This window comes from Pararhizobium sp. O133, assembly GCF_051669845.1.
In the GTDB taxonomy this organism is placed as follows: domain Bacteria; phylum Pseudomonadota; class Alphaproteobacteria; order Rhizobiales; family Rhizobiaceae; genus Pararhizobium.
Genome location: NZ_CP196426.1, coordinates 2,068,126 through 2,086,645, shown reverse-complemented (window position 1 = coordinate 2,086,645; position 18,520 = coordinate 2,068,126). Strand labels below are relative to the sequence as shown.

Genomic DNA, 18,520 nt, shown 5'->3' with positions numbered 1-18,520 from the left:
CTCAGGCTGCGTGTGATGCGTCGCGTGCCGCAAGTTCCGCCATCGCCTCGAATGTTTCCATCAGCACGGCGCCCAGTGTTTCCAGTTGCGCCTCCGGTAATTGTCCCTCAACCAGCATCATCTCGATCTTCTGGCAAATCGCCATCGCCGTGCCCGCCCCGGCGCTCGAGCAATTGGATTTGAGCGCGTGGATCAGCCGACGCGCATCCTCGCTTCCGGCGCGGACTTCTGCGGCAGCGACCTCATAGGCGGAAAAGGCATTTTCGCGAAACAGACCAAAAATCTTGCCGCGAATGTCCGTACCCGTGCTTGCCCGGATCACCTCGAACATGTCCAGCGTCTCCGGCGACAGCAATGGCTGATCCGAAAAATCGTCAGCCTCGGCCGGCATGTCTTCCACCACATCCGTCGAACCCGTTGCGGTCGCCAATACGCCGAGATCGCGGAAAACCTGCAGCAGCTGGGCGATGTTGAACGGCTTTGCCAGATAGCCGTCCATGCCGACTTCCCTCCAGCGGCTGGCGTCCTTGCCCATCACATGTCCGGTCAGCGCCACGACCAGACTCGGTCGACGCCCCTTGGCTGCTTCCAGCATCCGAATTTCCTGCGTCGCCTCGAAACCGTCCATGTCCGGCATCGAGCAATCCATGAAGACGACGTCATAGTCCATGTCGCCAAGCGCACGCAGCGCCGCCCGGCCGCTGTCGGCGACATCGCAATCGATGTTGAAGGTCCTGAGCGCCTCGCCCAGCACTTCCCGGTTGACCGCGACATCATCCACCGCAAGAACGCGCAGGTTCTTGAGATCGGGGATCTCGGACCGCTCCGCCTGTTCCGGCTGTAGCTTCAGCGACGAGAGCTGGCCCTGATCGAGCGCTTCGCATAACCGGTCGAAGAAGCCCCTGGCAACCGGCATGGGCACGTCGAGCACCGGCGATTTCCCGCCCGGCAACGCCGCCGAATTGGCGGCGAAGGAGCGAAGCAGGATGATCGGACGGTCCGTACCCTCAAGCGCGGCATTTGCCGCATCGCCAGCACGAACGAAGACGGCGTCATGGTCAACATCGACATGATCGATGACCCGCAGGCCGCGATCCTTGAGCGCGGTGGCGATCGCCCGGCGCGACAGGGCATCGCTGTCGATGACAGCGACCGTCAATTCACGCGACACCATGAGCGGCGTGGCCTCTTCCGTTGCCGTGAACGGAATGGTGACGACGAATGTCGAGCCGAAGCCGATGCGGCTTTCCACATGGATGCGGCCGCCCATCAGTTCCGTTAGCTGCTTGGAAATCGACAGACCGAGACCCGTGCCGCCAAACTTGCGGGTAATGCTGGAATCGGCTTGGCTGAACTTGGTGAAGATGCGGCCGATATTCTCCTGCGCAATGCCGACGCCCGTATCCTCCACGGCCAGGCGGATTTCACCCGGGTGGCCCGGGGACAGTCCAACCGAGATCGTCACCCCGCCCCGTTCCGTGAACTTCAACCCGTTGTTGACGAGGTTGCTGACAATTTGCGTCAGGCGAACGGGATCGCCGATCACCTTGACAGGAACGGCAGGCGAGACGCCGATCGCCATGGACAGGTTCTTCTCTCGCGCCCGTTCTGCAAACAGGCAGGTGACATCCTCGACGATCGCGTCCAGCGAGAACTCGATTTCCTCCAATTCGATCTTGCCGGACTCGATCTTCGAGAAGTCGAGAATGTCGTTGATGATGTGAAGCAGGTTCTTGCCCGAGCGTGTAATGATCTCAGCATAACGCTGGTGCCGAGGCGCCAGATGCGCCGCCGCCAGCATTTCCGCCATGACCATCATGCCGTTCATCGGCGTGCGGATTTCATGGCTCATGGTCGCAAGGAAGGTCGACTTGGCCTGGTTGGCATTGTCGGCCTCGTCCTTCGCCAGGCGCAGTTCCGCTGTCCGCTGCTCGACCGTCTCCTCCAGCGTCTCGCTATGCTTGCGCAGCAGCCTGTCGCGCTCGTCGATTTGGCCGAACATCGCGTTGAAGGCCTCGACCAGCACGCCGACCTCGTCGTTGCGCTCCTTCTGAAGCCGTCGCGTCAGATCGGACCGGACGCCGATATCCAGGAATTCGTCGGCCAGCGACCGTAAGGGGCGCACCACGCGCGAGATATGCATGCGCGCCAGGAGTGCCGTGACGATCACCAGCACCAAGCCGAGCAAGCCGGAATAGGCAAAGGCCTTGAGATACCGCTCCCAGAGACTTTCTACTTCCGCATGCATCTCGATCGACCCGACCGTCTTGCCGGCCTTGCGAACCTCGGCCTGAACCTCGATCGAGGTCGGCAGGATCGAACCGGACGTGGCCTCATTGCCGATAAGGCTCGCGCCGGCACCGATTTCGGCAATCACTGCTCCCTTGCCGTCGAGCGCCGCGACATAGACGACATCAGGCAGTTCCCGCACACCCCGGATAACTTCCAGAACCTGCCGCGTATCCTGTTCCGACACGCCGTCGCTGGCCGCGGCCGCAAATGCATAGGCCGCACTCTGGTAACGAAGCGTCTCGGCCTTCATCGCCTGCTGAAAGTCCGAAAGCAGGAACAGCCCGACGCTGACAGTAATGCCGAAGCCGACGGCCGCAACGACGATCCGCGAAATACGCGTGGAAATGGGTGTGTCGAGATACATGCGAAAATCCCCTCGGTCCCAAGGATCGCATGAATTTCTTAATCAACCGGCCCGCAAACAAAGGTTAACCTTATGTCGCGATACGAAGAATCCTGGCATCAGAAAGTAAGGGATTCTTATTCGTTGTCGCGTCTCTTCAATCCTAGGAGAGCCCTGCATGCTTCATCAGCTGAATTGCCTCATCGTCGACGACGATCCCATGTATGTCATGGTCGCCGACAGTATCCTGTCGTCGCTGACATCTGGGTCTGTCTCCAAGGCGTCCAATGGCAGCCTGGGACTGGAGGCCTTGCGCGCCGGCGGCTCGAAGCTCGATGTCGTTCTGCTCGATCTCAACATGCCCGATATCGACGGCCTCGGCTTCATGCGCGCGGCGTCCGAAGTCGGCTTCGATGGCAATATCATCATATCCAGCGGCGAGACGCCTGCGGTCCTGCGCTCTGCCGAAGCCATGGGCAAGATGCTGGGCATTTCGGTTCTCGGCGCCCTTCCCAAACCCCTGAAGATCGATGCGGTCGCGGCAGCCCTCCAGGAAGCCTCTCGGCGCGGACGGCGCTCGTCCCTGCGCCTTGTCGGCAATATCGTCCGCGACGATTTCGAGCTGACCCCCTATTACCAGCCGCAATACAGTCTGCATTCCCGCAAGATCGTCGGCCTGGAATCTCTGGTTCGGCTGACCGCGAAGGACGGCCTTGTCCATGGCCCACAGCAACTGTTTGACTCGCTGACCTCTCCCGTCGAACTCGCCGACGTTTCGCAGACGATCGCCAAGGTGGTCCTGTCCGACGCAAAGGCCTGGAGCGGCCGCCCAGACAGGCCGAGCGTTTCGATCAATCTGGATGCCTGCGTCCTCGAACAGCCGGAAATCGTCACCTCCATTCAGACCATGGCCGCGGATTTCGGTATCGATCCCGCCATGATCTGTCTTGAGGTCACGGAAAAATCGCTGCCCAAGGAAGCCTCGCGGCTGGTCGAGGCGCTGATCCGCCTGCGCATGGTCGGTTTCCGGCTGTCGCTTGACGATTACGGTATGGGCGCATCCAGTTTCGAACTGCTCAGGCTCTGTCCGTTCTCGGAAATCAAGGTTGACCGATCGATCGTCGAAGCCTGCATCAGCGACAACGTGACCCGCAAATTCCTGCATGCCTTCGCGCATCTCGCCCGCGATCTCGAACTCACCTCGGTTGCGGAAGGTATCGAGACGGAACAGGAGCTCGCGGAGGTCCGGGCAGCCGGCGTCGATCTCGTCCAGGGATTTCTCTTCTCCCGCCCGCTTCCGCCATCCGCCATTCCCGCCATACTGGACCAGTCATGGATGGCGGGAAAATGAAACTCCATCCGCACACCCCGTTCGGGCGCCTGAGTGATCTTGTGCAAAGCCGGACTGGCAATTTCGCCCTGATGTCGGCCATCGTCGCACCGGTCTTCATCGGGCTTGCGGGAGCTGCCGTCGATTTCAACTCGCTGATCAGCCACAAGAGCAATCTGCAGGACATCGCGGACGCATCCGCGCTCGCCTCCGCCAAGGAAGCGTCCCTCAACGGCTGGTCGGCGAAAGCCGCGAGCGCGATCGTCGAAGGCTATCTCGAAGCACACAAGGGGTCGGGGATCAACGGCACGGTGGATGCCAAGGTCGAAGTCGATTCCGTCCGCCGTCAGGTCAAGGTGACACTGGCCGAAGACAATCATCCCTATTTCGTCGCCGGCTATTTCGTCGGTACCCCGCAGATCGTCGTCTCCTCGACGGCGCGCACCAACAACAGCTCGAATATCTGCGTGATCGGGCTCGATGAATCGGATTCGGGCACGGTGTCGCTGCAGACCAACGCGGTGATCTCCGCCCCCAAATGCGCCGTCTACGCCAACTCGGACAGCACGACCGGCCTGACGGCCACCGGAAATTCCAACCTGATCGCGCAGCTGACCTGCACCGCCGGCGGCTATGCCGGCGTGCCGAAGAACTACAACCAGCAACTGCCGCTGACCGATTGCCCTGTTGTCACCGACCCGCTGGTCTCGCGGCCGGCGCCTCCTGTCGGCGCTTGCAAGGAGAAGGATGCTGTCTACAGCCATTACATCGGCACGCTTCAGCCCGGCGTCTATTGCGGCGGCCTGACGATCAAGGCGTCCTCCGAAGTCACCCTGAAGCCCGGCGTCTACGTCATCAAGGACGGCCCGCTGGTGATCGAATCGAGTTCCGTCGTCGATGCCAAGGGCGTCGGGTTCTATTTCACCGGCGCCAATGCCAGCTTCATGTTCGAAAGCAGCAGCCAGGTGGATATCGAGGCGCCGGTCTCAGGCCCCCTCGCCGGCCTCGTCGCCTTCCAGGACCGCGAATCGCCCGAAGCCGATTTCGTCATCACCAGCAACAAGGCGCGAAAGCTGATCGGCACGATCTATCTGCCGAACGGCAACCTGATCGTCGCCGCCAACAACAAGGTGGCCGACGGTTCGGCCTACACCGCCATCGTCGTGCGCCGGTTGCAGCTGTCGAAAGCCCCGAACCTCGTGCTCAACACCAATTATGGCGAAACCCTGGTTCCGGTTCCCGATGGCGTCGGCCCGCAAGACAGCGCACCACGGCTGATCTACTGACGGCACGCGCAACAAAAACCCGACGCGTCCGCACACGTCGTCTTCAGCGGAACAGGAAGCGAAGCCGTATCGTATCCGCGAATGTCGCGCGCCGGTTGACGATCGTTCGGCCCCGATTGTCCTTCATGATGTAACGGCCCTTGCGGATTTGCTCACTGATCCCGTCGGAATGACGGATTCCCATGCCGCCGGTCCTGCCGTGAGAGATCGAGCCCTTGGCCTTGCCGTCTTTCGGTCCCGTGCCGACAGCGCCGGCATCCGATTTCCCTTGGCCCGATTTCCCCTGGCCCGACTTCCCCTGGCTCGACTTCCCCTCGTTCGAGCCGCGGTTCTCCCTGCCACCGCCATTGCCGTTCCTCCCCCCATTCCCATTGTTGCCATCCTTCGCCAGCGCGGACGATGGGGAAACGACGATCTTGGAACCGGAAACGTCAAGCCCGTAGGGCCAGGCCACCAGGGAAACGCCCGCCGTTGCGGCAAAAACGGCCGTCAGAATCGTCGAAAATCTGATCATGGCATTCTCCCGCATCGCCGAACCGCAGGCTTCATACGCCGAACAAGCGCCGGCGGATCCCTTCCGGCACCTCCGCTTACATGTGCTCACCGGGCAATCCGAAGGTCAACTCGGGCGACGGAAATCGGGACCTTTACCCCGCCGATCTGATACTTTGGTTCCAGCGGAATGAGCCGAAAGTCCAGGAATGTGAATGGTACGCGCTGACAAATTCGTCCCCCTCCAAATGGCGTATGGCCAATATCCGTCGGGAATTTTCAGAAGCCGTCAAGAAAGACGGCACCGGCGCATGATCGATCACCACCAGTGCATGCTGCGCCTTAACGCAGTTTCCGTCTCATGGTTGCGTTGAGAACCTCGATCTGTGCATAAGATGCGACATCCACAGGCTTCGCGTAGGGACCCCCATGATCATCAAGCGATCGTTGATATTCAGCATCGGCTTCGTGCTGTTTTTCGCTTACGCCATGCCCCTGCGCTGGATCGACATCGACAATCAGGCCTTCGAAAAGATCAGTTCCGCGACCTATGGCGGAGAACTGATCGGCAAGCAGATCGGCGCCGCCCTGCTGGCTCTTTTTCTGCTCGTCGTCCTTCCCTTCATCCCGAGAGCACTGCAAATCATCCCGCGAGGCTTTTTCGCCGCCGCCGCCCTGCCTTACATGTCGCTCATTTGGTCGATCGATCCGCTGCGCACGTTCAACGCCTTGATCGTCTTGACCCTGACCGTGCTGATGAGCGCGATGGCCGTACGGATGTATGGTGTCCAGGAAACTGTCCGTCGCTTCTGGGCATTGAGCGTGCTGGTCATGCTGGTCTCGGTGGCTCTGGCTGTCATCGGCGATCCGCACGTCATGATGTTCTCCACTCACGCCGGCCTCTGGCGCGGGCTGATGAATCATAAGAATACCTTCGCGCCGTTCGTGAGCGTCATTCTTTTGATGACGATCTTCGGCGGCGAGATTCTCCAAAGGGGCAAATTGGCGCGAGCGGCCGTCAGCCTCCTATGTCTGCTCTGCCTCCACATGGCCTCCTCGTCTGCGACGACCGTTGCAACGGCCGCCGCTTTGGGCGTTGGCATGCTGGCGAATATACGCCTCAAGTCGGTCGCCGTGCGCACCACAATCTACGGCCTGGGGATATTGGCAACGATCGGCGTGGCGTCGATCGTGATCGCCAACCTCGACGATTTCGCGGCTCTTGCCGGTCGCGATATCACGCTGACAGGACGCACGAGCCTTTGGCAGGCGGCATTGCCATTCACGTATCAGGCGCCGTTCGGATACGGTTTCGCCACGGCCGGTGGCACCGATATCGTGAACGCCATGAAGGCGCTTTCAGGCTGGGATTATGCCAACTCGACTCACAACATCTATATTTCCCGCGCCTTGGACGTCGGCTGGATCGGCGTTGCGCTGATGCTGCTCTGGGTGGTTCCGATGATCATGGTCGTCGATCCATCAAGGATGCGCACAGAAAAGACGATGCTGGCTGCCGTCGCAACGCTCCATCTCGTGGGCGGCTTGGCCGAAGCGATCGGCCTGCTCTACACCAACGCGGCCTTTACGCTCATGCTCATCCTGAGTTCCGGTCTTCGAATGAAGGATGCCGCTCCGCTCATGAAAGCCGAAGTGCAGGATATTCCGGCCGGCGATACGATCCGTTCGGCGGCAATAGCGAGAGTCTAGAAAGAAATGGTGGGCCCGGAGGTTGTCACATAATATAGGAAAAGCAGTTACTTAGAGCCCCGCACCTGCGAAAAAATGGCCATTGAATTGATTTCCTAAATTGGAATGCACCCCGCACCGCTCTTGACCGAAAGAGCACTTCAAAATGCTAAATTCCGCGTCAGGAACTGAGAGCCTGGGCGTCTACGCCCGCGAATTGGCAAGACGGTTCGAAGGGATAGGCATTGACGCCTTTGCCTCCAAGAACGAGCGTTACCTTGTTCTTCTTCAGGATAGCCCCGGGGAAGTTATCGATCTCGGCAAACCGCTTCGGGGGACCCGAATTTTCGGCACCCACGCTACCCGGAAGAATATACCCATAGTCGCCGACTTCACGGCCTTCGCGCGTGCTGATGGGCTCGCAGATTGCATGTTCTGGTGCATCGGCCTCCCAGGCCACAAAGCGACGCCGGATGATCTAACGACCGCGATGAAAACCTTCAATTGCACAATAAACAACGAGTTCAGTGAACTTCGAAAAAGGCATTCGTTCGAAGTCTTGCTAATTGCCATTCATCCCCGTTTTGATCACCAAACCGGCCTTTTCGACTTGCACGCTCATTTTGTGTGCCGGGTACCGCCTGATCACCGTGAAGCGGTTCATCGCAGATTGATGACCAAATTCTCCAAGATCGACTTGAGGACGGCCCCGATAAAAAACGCGGCAGCGGTATCGACCTACATGCTATGGGGTATCTGGCGAAACAAAGACATGTTGACGTGGCCTGATCATGCCCTGCACGCTGCTTGGAGCCTCACCCAGCATCGGTTTCGCTTTTTTCGCACCGGAGGTGTTTTCGCCAAATGGAGGTCATCTCGTCCAGCATCTGCTGCACAGATAGTGCCTGGCCTAGATATGGCGACAATACAACGCAATCGTCGTGAGACCGCGTATTCGCGGCAACCGGTTCAAACATGCGACAGGTTGTTGTCCAGAGTAAAGGTGTGCCGTGGCGGCAAGAAGATCGCTGCGCTTCTTTTCGAAACCCAGTCGAGCGCCTCCTTAAACGCAGAAGAGGTTCGTAAAGGCGCAGTTCCAGAGTATTCTTCAGCGACTATTGTCGCAACTCAGGAAGTGACGTCCGCGAACGATGACGCCTTTGGCGAGCGGCGCGAGAGACGATCTGGGACCACTCAGAAGGCCGCCACAACGGCTCCAGGACACACGAAAAGCCGAACTTCGAAATTTTTGGCTAAGGCAGCCGAAACCGTCCGCATTATCGGCGTTCGGATCAAATCTGTTGCCGTGTTCGCGACGGCAGTACGCGCCATACAATTTGTAAGTGGGAGCAGAAAACCAAGAAGGATCGAATCAGCTCGACGAAAGGGGGGGCTGAAACAATCAAAGGTTGATTGTGATCAGTGCCTTCGTTTTTTTTGCGACAGTTGCGGGGCTGAGAACACCACATCGACAGCGGTCTCGGAGTCTTCCCAAAGGCCATTTCAAAGACTCCGGCGTCTTGTATCCGCGATGAAAAAAAGTAATTTAAGACTCTGATTTTACGCACTAAATTCAATCATTCGTCTGTAGTATTCCGAATGGGGCCGGCTAGATTCTAGGCAGCGATCCAACGCGCCGCGATGGACGTCTTACGAACTAGAAGGAACATAGCATGCGTGAACTAGAAGACATCATCTTCTCGGCTGGACAATTTGCAAACGATGAGCACGGCGTGAGGTTTGTGGAGCGGATCGAGAATGAGGTTCCGGGAGAGTACGTCGTCTTGGTCAGTCGTGAGTACGAAGGCCAGGATGGATACATACGTCTGTTCGCACAAACCCACTTCGTGTCGACGGATAACGACGGCTACATGGCTATGTCGATCCCCTTGGTCGAATCCTTCTCGGACCGCAGCCCTAGTCTTCAGGCGGAAGCGTGGAGCCTGCAAGACGAACTGAAGTCAGAAGTCGCGGCACTCACGGCTTATTCGCTACGCAATGGTCGCCGAGCTGAATTCGATTTTTATCGACCGCTGAATGACACTGCCTGGGATGAATTCAGACGATGGGTCCAGCTCGATTTCCTAGTAATCAAGTAGCCGACCGCGAAGAGGCCTCCGAGCTCCAGAGGCCTCTTACTTCGAGGCAGCTAAAGCATGTTTAACCAAAAGTCGCACATAGAGATTGCATCTAAAAGGTGAGCCCTCTGCACAATGCATACTCTACGGTGATACGATGCACAGGGTGACAAATTGATAGATTCTGATCCCCGTTGAAAAGGACCCTGCAGTGCCCTCGTCTCCAGATGTTTCGCCCGAAGAATGGCAAGCGATTTTCAATGAACTGCGAGTTCTAACAATCCGGGCCGGTTACTCTGATTGGGATCGTCACGCGACTGCGATGATGGACAGTTTCGATTTCACGATAAGAGATCGTGTGAAAGTGTACTATTTCGATCTGTTGGGCCACCTAACGCTTGGAACACTCTCTTTCCGAAAAGGGCTAGTCTATTCGATTGATGAGTTGGTGGGTTCACTGGAACCAGACAGGCGTCTCACTGTGGCTGTTGAGATGAATGAGCCAGGAGGAGAAGGCTTCGTTTCTATTTTGGCTGGCCCCTCGACTGATCAATTGATCAAAGACCTAGAATGGTTTGGTGAGATATTAAGTGGTGACTATGACCCAACGTTGATTTTCCCGGACGAGTACGGTGACGATAACAATAACAACAATGATGGCGGGATGACCCCATGAAGGCACCGACGAGAACACCAGTTTCAGTAGCTGTCATCCGCCGGCTGCAAAAGGCCTTCCAAAATCACCTGAGCGTCAATGCCACAACAGCTGGCCAATTGCTGTCAGGCGCAACTATGGCCGATAAGGCTTACGAGCTACGATGTCTGGTTGCGCTATTGACTGAATTTAAACGGGCTGATCCCAGGATTTCGTTTACCTTGCAAAGTGGCACGGAAATCCGGTTCAGATCGAAGGGAGGGCCAATTGATCGGCAGCGATGGCCCTGTGTTATCATGCACCGAGGCAGCCATCCAATCGCTGAAATTTGGACTAATACCGAGTTTGAGACCCTGAGCGCCACCAACCAGAACCACACTCTCACTATCCCGACATATGGGGACACTCACGAGCTCGATCTGATCCTGACGAGGCCCAACATTTCGGACGGATACCCCAAAACTCGGGACTTATTGATTGGAGTCGAGGCCAAGCACCGCCCTTACAACAAATCTTTGCTTAAAGAGCTTCTTGGTGTACGTCGAGAAATGGCACTACGGTCTCGCCCCACTCGACATCATCTAACCTGGTGGCACTCGGCGATGCTACCGTGCAGCCCCGCTTCAATTCTGATAGCTTACTGTGGCTATGCAAGTATATCGGACTACGATGGTCCATCGGGATACTTCGGCTTGAGAATGGACCACCTCCCGCTTTGACCTCCATCGACAAGGGGATGGCAGCCTGCCGATGATGATGGTCCCGAACCTTACGTTAGATTGTCAGCAGTTCGAAGTTTTCCGTCAGGCCTTATGTGGCGGTACAACGTTTGACGGGATACGCCGAGTTCCGCACATAGATGGGCAACGACGGTCTCCCCTTGCCCCATAGCAGCCTGCGCCAACCTTATCTTCGTGGGCGTCATCTTCGGCTTTCTGCCGCCCACGCGCCCACGGGCGCGAGCGGAGGCAAGACCAGCGATCGTCCGCTCTCGGATCAACTCACGTTCGAATTCCGCGAGAGATGCGAAAATGCCAAACATCAGCTTGCCCTGTGCGGTGGTGGTGTCGATTGGCGTCTGCCCTGATAGCACCCTCAATCCGACACCGCGTTTCGACAGGTCATCTACAGTGTTGACCAAATGCCGAAGATCACGACCCAGACGATCCAGCTTCCAGACTACCAGCGTGTCGCCGGATCGCAGAGCCTTGAGGCATCCTTGGAGACCCAGGCGGTCGTCATTTTTTCCCGAGGCTAGGTCTTCATAGATCATCTGAGGCCCAACGCCCGTTCCCAGCAGCGCGTCTTTTTGCAGGTCTAGTACCTGGCTGCCGTCTGACTTCGAAACACGGACGTAACCGACCAACTCCCCCATGGCCAACCTTCCCATCTGTGACACAAACGACCGTTTCTGAGACAAATGGTGACTTCGGTTATTGTCGGCTGCAAGCTGTAACTTTTGGCGTTACTTATTCAATGTATGGAAAACCTGTTGTCAATGGTGTCGGCCACAGGTCGACATTCCTCAGCTACGCAGGCAGAAGTTTCGCCAGGTCTGCTCCCGCGAAGTCTGTCCTGGTGAACTCTATCCGATCAGGATAACCATCACAGCCAATTACCTTCACAGAACCGGGCGTCCTGCTATGCATCCAAACAAGGGTTGCGGTACACAGGCTCTCGGACACCTGAGCCTCGTGGAAGGCGTGCCGGTCAACGCGATAATGCTGACCGGTTACGAGCGTCTCGGTGTTCATGGGGCGTACTCCAACTCGTGTTGAAGTCTTGACGAGAAAGTTTGGCGTCGATTTTTCATACCTATCGCCACCGTACCCCACCTCATAAAGAGGCAAACCGTCACTTTCCGCCGAAGCAACATCATAGGTGATGTTAGTCAGTTGGCCGGTCAGTATTCGGCTATCAACGTGCCGATCATGGGTATGAATGAAAGCAGGCATGCCTCGAATTGGCCTTTCCCCCTTCGGCCAGAAATGGAACCGCCAATCGCCAGCCTCCGTTCGGTCAACCGGAACAACAAAAAATCCATGAGGATGCACCAAGCAAACTGGATTCGTGCTGCATAACCAGTTCTTGAGTGCAGCCATCAGGTGCTCGGTTGGTACCGAATGCACATACTCCAGCGCGAGAGGAAAAGTGAGCTCAGCGCGCATATGGAGACCTGGAGGCACGTGATTCTTGTGCTTGCTGTTCAAGGCCAACAATCACGTCCAGTTTACCTAACATCTCTTCTAGGGCGTGCGGTCCTGACGAGAGAACCACAGGGTCAGCAAAGTCCCTTATCCAGCTGAATTCGGTCAAGAATGCTGCGTGGTCGCTGTCAGAACGCGGATAGCGGAAGGCCATATCCTTGGGGTCTTCACGCGTCACTATGATCTCCTGCGACGATCCTTCGATCCGAAACGTGGAGAGGCGATCGCTCAGAAACAACGAGATATTCAAGAAGCTCTTATATTCTGAGGAGGCTGCGGCGAGATCGAGAATAGTCGCCATTACTTCCTTGCGAACGTAGCTGGTGTCCCAAAGTATGCGGTCAAATGAGGCAGTGCGTCGGTAATTGGCATATTTTTCACAGACTTCGTCGTCCCGAAAATCCAAAAGGACTACTTCGACATTGATAGCACGCCGCCTTCGGACCGCGTTCTCTCGCAATATTGGGAGTATCTCCGCTCTGAAATGGCGGCCGGTACGGACAAAGATTTTATAGTCAGTCGCTTCAGATGCAATGCTGCGAAGCGCGCCACCAATATCCTGAGGGATCAGCCTCGTCCGTGCCTCCACATGCTCGGTGTCTATGAAAAAATACGAAAGGTAGAGAGCAGATACGACTGCGAAAACGGCGCTCGCAACAACTGAAACCAGAAGGCTGTTGAGAGTGTTCCAACCCCTCGTGTCAGGTGCGAAATAGTATATCGCCCATATAACGACGACGGAAATTGCTATAATGAGTGCCGATGTTAATAAGAACAATCGGCGCTGATGGGATGATCTGAAAATGCCAGTCAGAGACATGTCATGCTGACGCTCTTAGGTTGATATAATTGTACACAGAGCATTGTTGTCACCTCAATGCAAGCTCCGGTAGCGCGATGACGGTTCGTAGTGATGCCGCACTAAACTCCGACCGCCCAAGCAGACCGACAGATTAAGGAATGCCAAATCGGCGGCAGTCGGTCCCGCGACATCTGTCGCTCCTACGGCTACCTTTGTTTCCGATTTCACATGCGCGAATTCCCGCCGGGTCCTGTCGGGGCGCTATGCTCCCGGCTCCGATATGCTCATCAACTCTTTCTGTGGCCTGCAATAGCAGGAAGTGAGGACTTCATGGACACCATGAAATCCCAATGCGATACAAGACGCCGCAAGTTCCCGTATTTCGAGAGATTCGATGTCCAGTGCACTCAAAGAACTTTTCGACCGCTACCGTAACGGTTCCAAGAGCGAACGTGAGAAGGGAACGTATTTCGAAAATCTCGCCAAGGTTTTCTTCGAGAATGATCCGCAATATGCGCAGCGCTTTGACAAGGTCTGGACCTATGCGGAATTCGCGTCTGAAAGAAGCATAAGCGGTCAGGATACAGGCATCGATCTGGTAGCCCGGGTGCATGAGGATGGCGGCTTCTGTGCCATCCAGTGCAAGTTCTACCGCGAAGGTCACCGCATCCAGAAGAGCGACATCGACTCCTTCTTCACAGCGTCGGGCAAGAAGCCGTTCACCGAGCGACTGATCATCGACACCACGAATACCAATTGGAGCGAACACGCCGAAGGCGCGTTGCGGGACCAGAACATCGGCACGCAGCGGATCGGCCTTTCCGACATCGAGCAAAGCCCAATCGACTGGACGACCTATATCAAGGACTCGAAAGTTGTCCTCGCCCAAAAGAAAGAACTCAGACCTCACCAGAAGGAAGCGCTTGTTGCCGTGAAGGACGGCTTCGCTAGTGCGGACCGCGGCAAGCTGATCATGGCCTGTGGAACAGGTAAGACCTTCACAAGTCTGAAGATCGCGGAAGACTACGCGGGCGTCGGCAAAATGGTCCTTTATCTCGTTCCGTCGCTCGCGCTCATGTCTCAGTCAGTACGCGAGTGGTCCATAGACACTGAAACGCCACTACGCTGCTTCGCCGTCTGTTCCGACGTCCAGGTCGGCAAACGCAAGAGCGGCGACGATCTCGGCGATATCGATATTCACGACCTTGCGTACCCTGCAACAACAGACGCGAAGGTGCTGGCTGCCAAAGTCACTTCGCACGCTGATCTCAGGATGACGGTGGTATTCTCAACCTACCAATCCATCCAGACCATATCTGACGCTCAGAGGAAGTTCGGCCTGCCGGAATTCGATCTCATCATCTGCGACGAGGCCCACCGGACGACCGGTGCCAGATTCGAGGATGAGGAAGAGTCGAATTTCATCAAAGTCCACAGTCAGGACTTCATTCAAGGAAAGAAGCGCCTGTACATGACAGCGACGCCGCGCATCTACGGCGACGGCGTCAAGACGAAGGCCAGCGAAGCCTCAGTCGAACTTTGCTCCATGGATGACGTCTCGCTTTACGGTGAAGTCTTGTTCCAGCGTGGGTTCTCATGGGCCGTCCAGAACGGACTGCTGACCGATTACAAGGTTATCGTGCTTGCCGTGGATGAAGCCGTCGTTTCGGCTGGCGTCCAGCGTAGACTTGCCGATGAACACAGTGAACTGGTTCTTGACGACGCCACGAAGATTATTGGCTGCTACAAGGCACTGACAAAGGAAGACCTCAAGCAGGACGTTGCCACCGACATTTTGCCGATGAAGAGGGCATTGGCATTTTGCAAAGACATCCGCAGCTCGAAGCTGATCACAAACGAATTCGGCAAGGTGATCGACGAATATCTCACCGGCGGCAATGTCATGGATGGGTTCCCGGCCGAACAATACAGACTTCAATGTGAGCTTGAGCACGTTGACGGTACGTTCAACGCGAAGTCCCGGAACGAGCGACTCATATGGCTGAAGGAAGAGACCGATGAGAGCACCTGCCGCATCCTGAGCAATGCTCGCTGCCTGTCGGAAGGTGTCGACGTCCCGGCGCTGGACGCCATCATGTTCCTTCACCCGCGCAAGTCCCAGATCGATGTTGTTCAATCGGTCGGTCGCGTCATGCGCCGCGCTCCAGGCAAGAAGATGGGTTATGTCATCCTGCCCGTCGGTATTCCGGCCGGAGTCGAGCCCGAGGAAGCGCTGAACAACAACGAAAAATATCGGGTCGTCTGGCAAATCTTGAACGCGCTTCGCGCTCACGATGACCGATTTGACGCCACCATCAACAAGATGGATTTGGGCGTTGACGTCTCGAGCCACATCGAGATCGTCGCAGTCAGCACAGATTTGCCAACGAGGGACAAACCCGAAAGAACCGGGCTAGGCATTGGTCAGGGCGGCAGTGCCGACGAGCGGGAAGACTTCACCGGCGCAATCATATCTGAACCGGTCCAAAAATCCTTCGTGTTCGATGAAATCTCGAAGGCGATACTGGCGAAAATCGTGAAGAAATGTGGACGTCGTTCCTATTGGGAGGATTGGGCAACCGATATCGCAAAGGTGGCCCAAACCCATATCACCCGGATCAAGGCGTTGGTGGAGCAACCTGATAGTGGCGAGAGAAAAGCTTTCGAAGAATTCCTGTCAGAACTCCGCGATGATCTCAACGATAGCATTACCGAAGACGAGGCGGTCGAGATGCTGGCGCAGCACCTCATCACCCGGCCGGTTTTCGAGGCACTGTTCGAGGGATACAACTTCACCAAGGAAAATCCGGTTTCCCGCGCTATGCAGGGCGTTCTGGACGCCTTGCACGAACACAATCTGGAAAAGGAATCCACAAGCCTCCAGAAATTCTATGCGGACGTCAAAATCCGAGCATCCGGAGTTAACAACGCCGAAGGCAAACAGAAGATCGTAGTCGAGCTATACGACAAGTTTTTCCGGAACGCATTCCCCAAAATGACGGAGCGGCTTGGGATTGTCTATACACCGGTCGAAGTGGTGGACTTCATCATTCACTCGGTCAACGAAGTCCTGCAATCAGAGTTCGGCCAGACCCTTGGCAGTCGGGGCGTCCATATCCTTGATCCTTTCACTGGAACGGGCACGTTCATCACCCGGCTTTTGCAATCCGGCCTGATCAAGCCGGACGAGCTTGAACACAAGTATCGGAACGAAATTCATGCCAACGAGATTGTGCTGCTCGCCTACTATATCGCAGCCATCAATATCGAAGCCACTTATCACGCTCTGGCTGGCGGTGACTATGTCCCTTTCGAGGGCATCTGCCTTACCGATACCTTTCAGCTTTACGAGCAGGAACGCGACCTAATTAGCGATCTGATGGCAGACAACAGCAGTCGCCGAACTCGACAAAAGCAATTGGACATCCGCGTTATCGTTGGCAACCCGCCCTATTCAGAAGGACAGAAGAGTGAAAACGACAATGCAGATAACCTGATCTACCCCAAGCTGGATGGTCGAATTCGTTCCACCTATGCCGCCAGATCAAATGCCAAGCTGATGAAAGGATTGTACAATAGTTATATCCGCGCCATCCGGTGGGCAAGTGACCGCATTGGGGACGCTGGGGTCATCGCCTATGTTTCAAATGCGGGCTGGCTTGACAGCAATTCAGCCGATGGACTGAGAAAATGTTTGGCCGAAGAGTTCGCGACCATGCACGTCTTCCATTTGCGTGGCAACGCAAACACGTTGGGTGAGAGACGCCGCAAGGAAAAAGACAACGTCTTCGGTCAAGGTACTCGCACGCCCGTAGCTATCACGGTGATGGTGAAAAACCCTAACGCGGACACGTATGGGAAAATATTCTTTCACGACGTCGGTGATTACCTAACCCAAAAGGAGAAGCTAGCGTCTGTGTCGCAGCTCGGCAGCATTGCTGGAATCGGGAGCGCGACAGGCTGGAGAACGATTCTTCCAGATGACCATGGCGATTGGCTCACACAACGCGACAGTAGTTTTGAGGCATTCATTGCTATAGGTGACAAGAGAGGTTCGGAAAGAAAGTTGTTCGAAACCTTTTCGCTTGGCATAGGGACGAACCGCGATGCATGGGCGTACAACGCCAGTAGCGCCGAGCTTGCGCTGAACATGCGCCGCATGATCGACTTCTACAACTATGAGGCTGATCGCTTCGACGATTGCCATGTAAATGTCGACCGCAAGGCGCGTTACGCTTCTGTAGACCAGAACATTAATACAGACCCACGGAAGATCAGTTGGACGCGAGCGTTGAAAGGTGACTTGGTCAAAGGCAAACGGTTCCTCTATGACGATGCCTGCATCACCAGAAATCTCTATCGTCCCTTTACCCGGCAATGGCTCTATTACAGCCGGACATTCAATGAAATGGTCTACCAAATGCCGCGCATCTTCCCGATGGGAGATAGGTTGGCGGAAAATAGGGTGATCTGTATTCCTGCACCGGGCAACGTAACGGCTTTCTCCCCTTTAATGTCCAGCACAGTTGTTGATTTATCAATGATGGCTGCAAAGGCGGGAACCCAGTGTTTCCCTCGCTACTGTTTCGATGACGAACAGGATTCGACCGACAGCGATCAAGGTGACCTCCTGATGGTCAGCACAACTGGCGGGGGCGGGCAGCGGCGTCGTGACGCGATCACCGATGAGGGGCTGACCCATTTCCAAGCTGCGTACCCAGGAGAAATCATCACCAAAGACGACCTGTTCTACTATGTTTACGGGCTCTTTCATTCTGACGAATACGTCAGCCGCTTTGCAGACAACCTTTCCAAGCAGTTGCCGCGCATTCCGGCGGTAAAGAGAGCAGCCGATTTCTGGCGTTTTGTCGAGGCTGGTCGGGCTTTGGGGAATCTTCACTGTGACTATGAGCAGGTCGAGCCGTATCCGGTGACATTCAAGCAGGGCAGCCTGGAGCTTGCGACGATCGATGATCCTCACAAATTTTACCGCGTAGACAAGATGAAATTTGGCAGCAAACGCCCGCACATCGACAAGACAACGGTCATTTACAATAGCAACATTACGATAACCGGCATTCCGATCGAGGCATACGATTACATCGTCAATGGCAGGCCGGCGCTTGAATGGGTGATGGAGCGACAGAGCGTGAGTGTGGATCGCCACAACCCGGAAACGAAGCGAGGGAGTGATATCGTCAATGACGCCAACCGCTATGCCATCGAGACGGTCGGCGACCCGGCGTATCCGCTGAACCTGTTCCAACGCGTCATTACCGTGAGCCTGGAAACCATGAAGACAGTCCGAGCGCTTCCGAAGCTGGAAATCTAAGCGGACAAATCCAG

The 18,520-nt window shown here is 56.1% G+C and carries 12 protein-coding genes; 7 read left to right on the top strand and 5 right to left on the bottom strand.

All coding sequences use genetic code 11. From position 1 onward, the window contains the following. Position 1: 1 nt before the first annotated feature. Positions 2-2,656, bottom strand: coding sequence for an ATP-binding protein (locus tag ACST81_RS10040; RefSeq protein WP_438752920.1), 2,655 nt, complete (start codon positions 2,654-2,656; stop codon positions 2-4). Positions 2,657-2,813: 157 nt separating this feature from the next. On the opposite strand from ACST81_RS10040, the gene ACST81_RS10035 reads away from it, so the two are divergent. Together ACST81_RS10035 and ACST81_RS10030 are read left to right on the top strand one after the other, a co-directional pair. Beyond that, positions 2,814-3,986 carry an EAL domain-containing response regulator gene (locus tag ACST81_RS10035; protein ID WP_438752918.1) on the top strand — a complete coding sequence of 391 codons (1,173 nt, stop codon included), beginning with the start codon at positions 2,814-2,816 and terminating at the stop codon, positions 3,984-3,986. After that, a complete protein-coding gene (locus ACST81_RS10030; protein WP_438752916.1) occupies positions 3,983-5,251 on the top strand; it encodes a TadE/TadG family type IV pilus assembly protein in 1,269 nt (422 codons plus the stop codon). Before ACST81_RS10035 ends, ACST81_RS10030 begins: the two co-directional genes overlap by 4 nt. A gap of 43 nt (positions 5,252-5,294) precedes the next feature. Here ACST81_RS10030 and ACST81_RS10025 read toward each other — a convergent pair whose 3' ends face one another. Then, positions 5,295-5,765 (bottom strand): hypothetical protein, encoded by a 471-nt coding sequence (locus tag ACST81_RS10025; RefSeq protein ID WP_438752913.1) that lies wholly within the window; start codon positions 5,763-5,765, stop codon positions 5,295-5,297. Between the two features lie 407 nt (positions 5,766-6,172). Between ACST81_RS10025 and ACST81_RS10020 the strand changes: the two genes are divergently transcribed. From ACST81_RS10020 to ACST81_RS10005, 4 genes are all read left to right on the top strand, one after another. Beyond that, positions 6,173-7,453, top strand: coding sequence for an O-antigen ligase family protein (locus ACST81_RS10020; protein WP_438752911.1), 1,281 nt, complete (start codon positions 6,173-6,175; stop codon positions 7,451-7,453). 145 nt (positions 7,454-7,598) lie between these two features. Continuing rightward, the gene (locus ACST81_RS10015; RefSeq protein ID WP_438752908.1) at positions 7,599-8,990 is read left to right on the top strand and encodes a hypothetical protein; all 1,392 of its coding nucleotides are present in this window, start codon (positions 7,599-7,601) and stop codon (positions 8,988-8,990) included. A gap of 115 nt (positions 8,991-9,105) precedes the next feature. Further along, entirely contained in the window at positions 9,106-9,531 is a 426-nt protein-coding gene (locus ACST81_RS10010) for a hypothetical protein (RefSeq protein ID WP_438752905.1), read from the top strand. Positions 9,532-9,721: 190 nt separating this feature from the next. Then, on the top strand, positions 9,722-10,186 hold the full coding sequence (locus ACST81_RS10005; protein ID WP_438752903.1) for a hypothetical protein: 465 nt from the start codon (positions 9,722-9,724) through the stop codon (positions 10,184-10,186). Positions 10,187-10,934: 748 nt separating this feature from the next. Here ACST81_RS10005 and ACST81_RS10000 read toward each other — a convergent pair. From ACST81_RS10000 to ACST81_RS09990, 3 genes are all read right to left on the bottom strand, one after another. Beyond that, complete coding sequence (locus ACST81_RS10000; protein ID WP_438752901.1) at positions 10,935-11,540, bottom strand: recombinase family protein; 606 nt, start codon at positions 11,538-11,540, stop codon at positions 10,935-10,937. 154 nt (positions 11,541-11,694) lie between these two features. Next, positions 11,695-12,267 carry a hypothetical protein gene (locus ACST81_RS09995; protein ID WP_438752899.1) on the bottom strand — a complete coding sequence of 191 codons (573 nt, stop codon included), beginning with the start codon at positions 12,265-12,267 and terminating at the stop codon, positions 11,695-11,697. 55 nt (positions 12,268-12,322) lie between these two features. Continuing rightward, positions 12,323-13,192 (bottom strand): hypothetical protein, encoded by an 870-nt coding sequence (locus ACST81_RS09990; RefSeq protein ID WP_438752898.1) that lies wholly within the window; start codon positions 13,190-13,192, stop codon positions 12,323-12,325. 376 nt (positions 13,193-13,568) lie between these two features. On the opposite strand from ACST81_RS09990, the gene ACST81_RS09985 reads away from it, so the two are divergent. Beyond that, positions 13,569-18,506: a DEAD/DEAH box helicase gene (locus ACST81_RS09985; protein ID WP_438752896.1), complete on the top strand. Its 4,938-nt coding sequence runs from the start codon at positions 13,569-13,571 to the stop codon at positions 18,504-18,506. Positions 18,507-18,520: the final 14 nt, after the last annotated feature.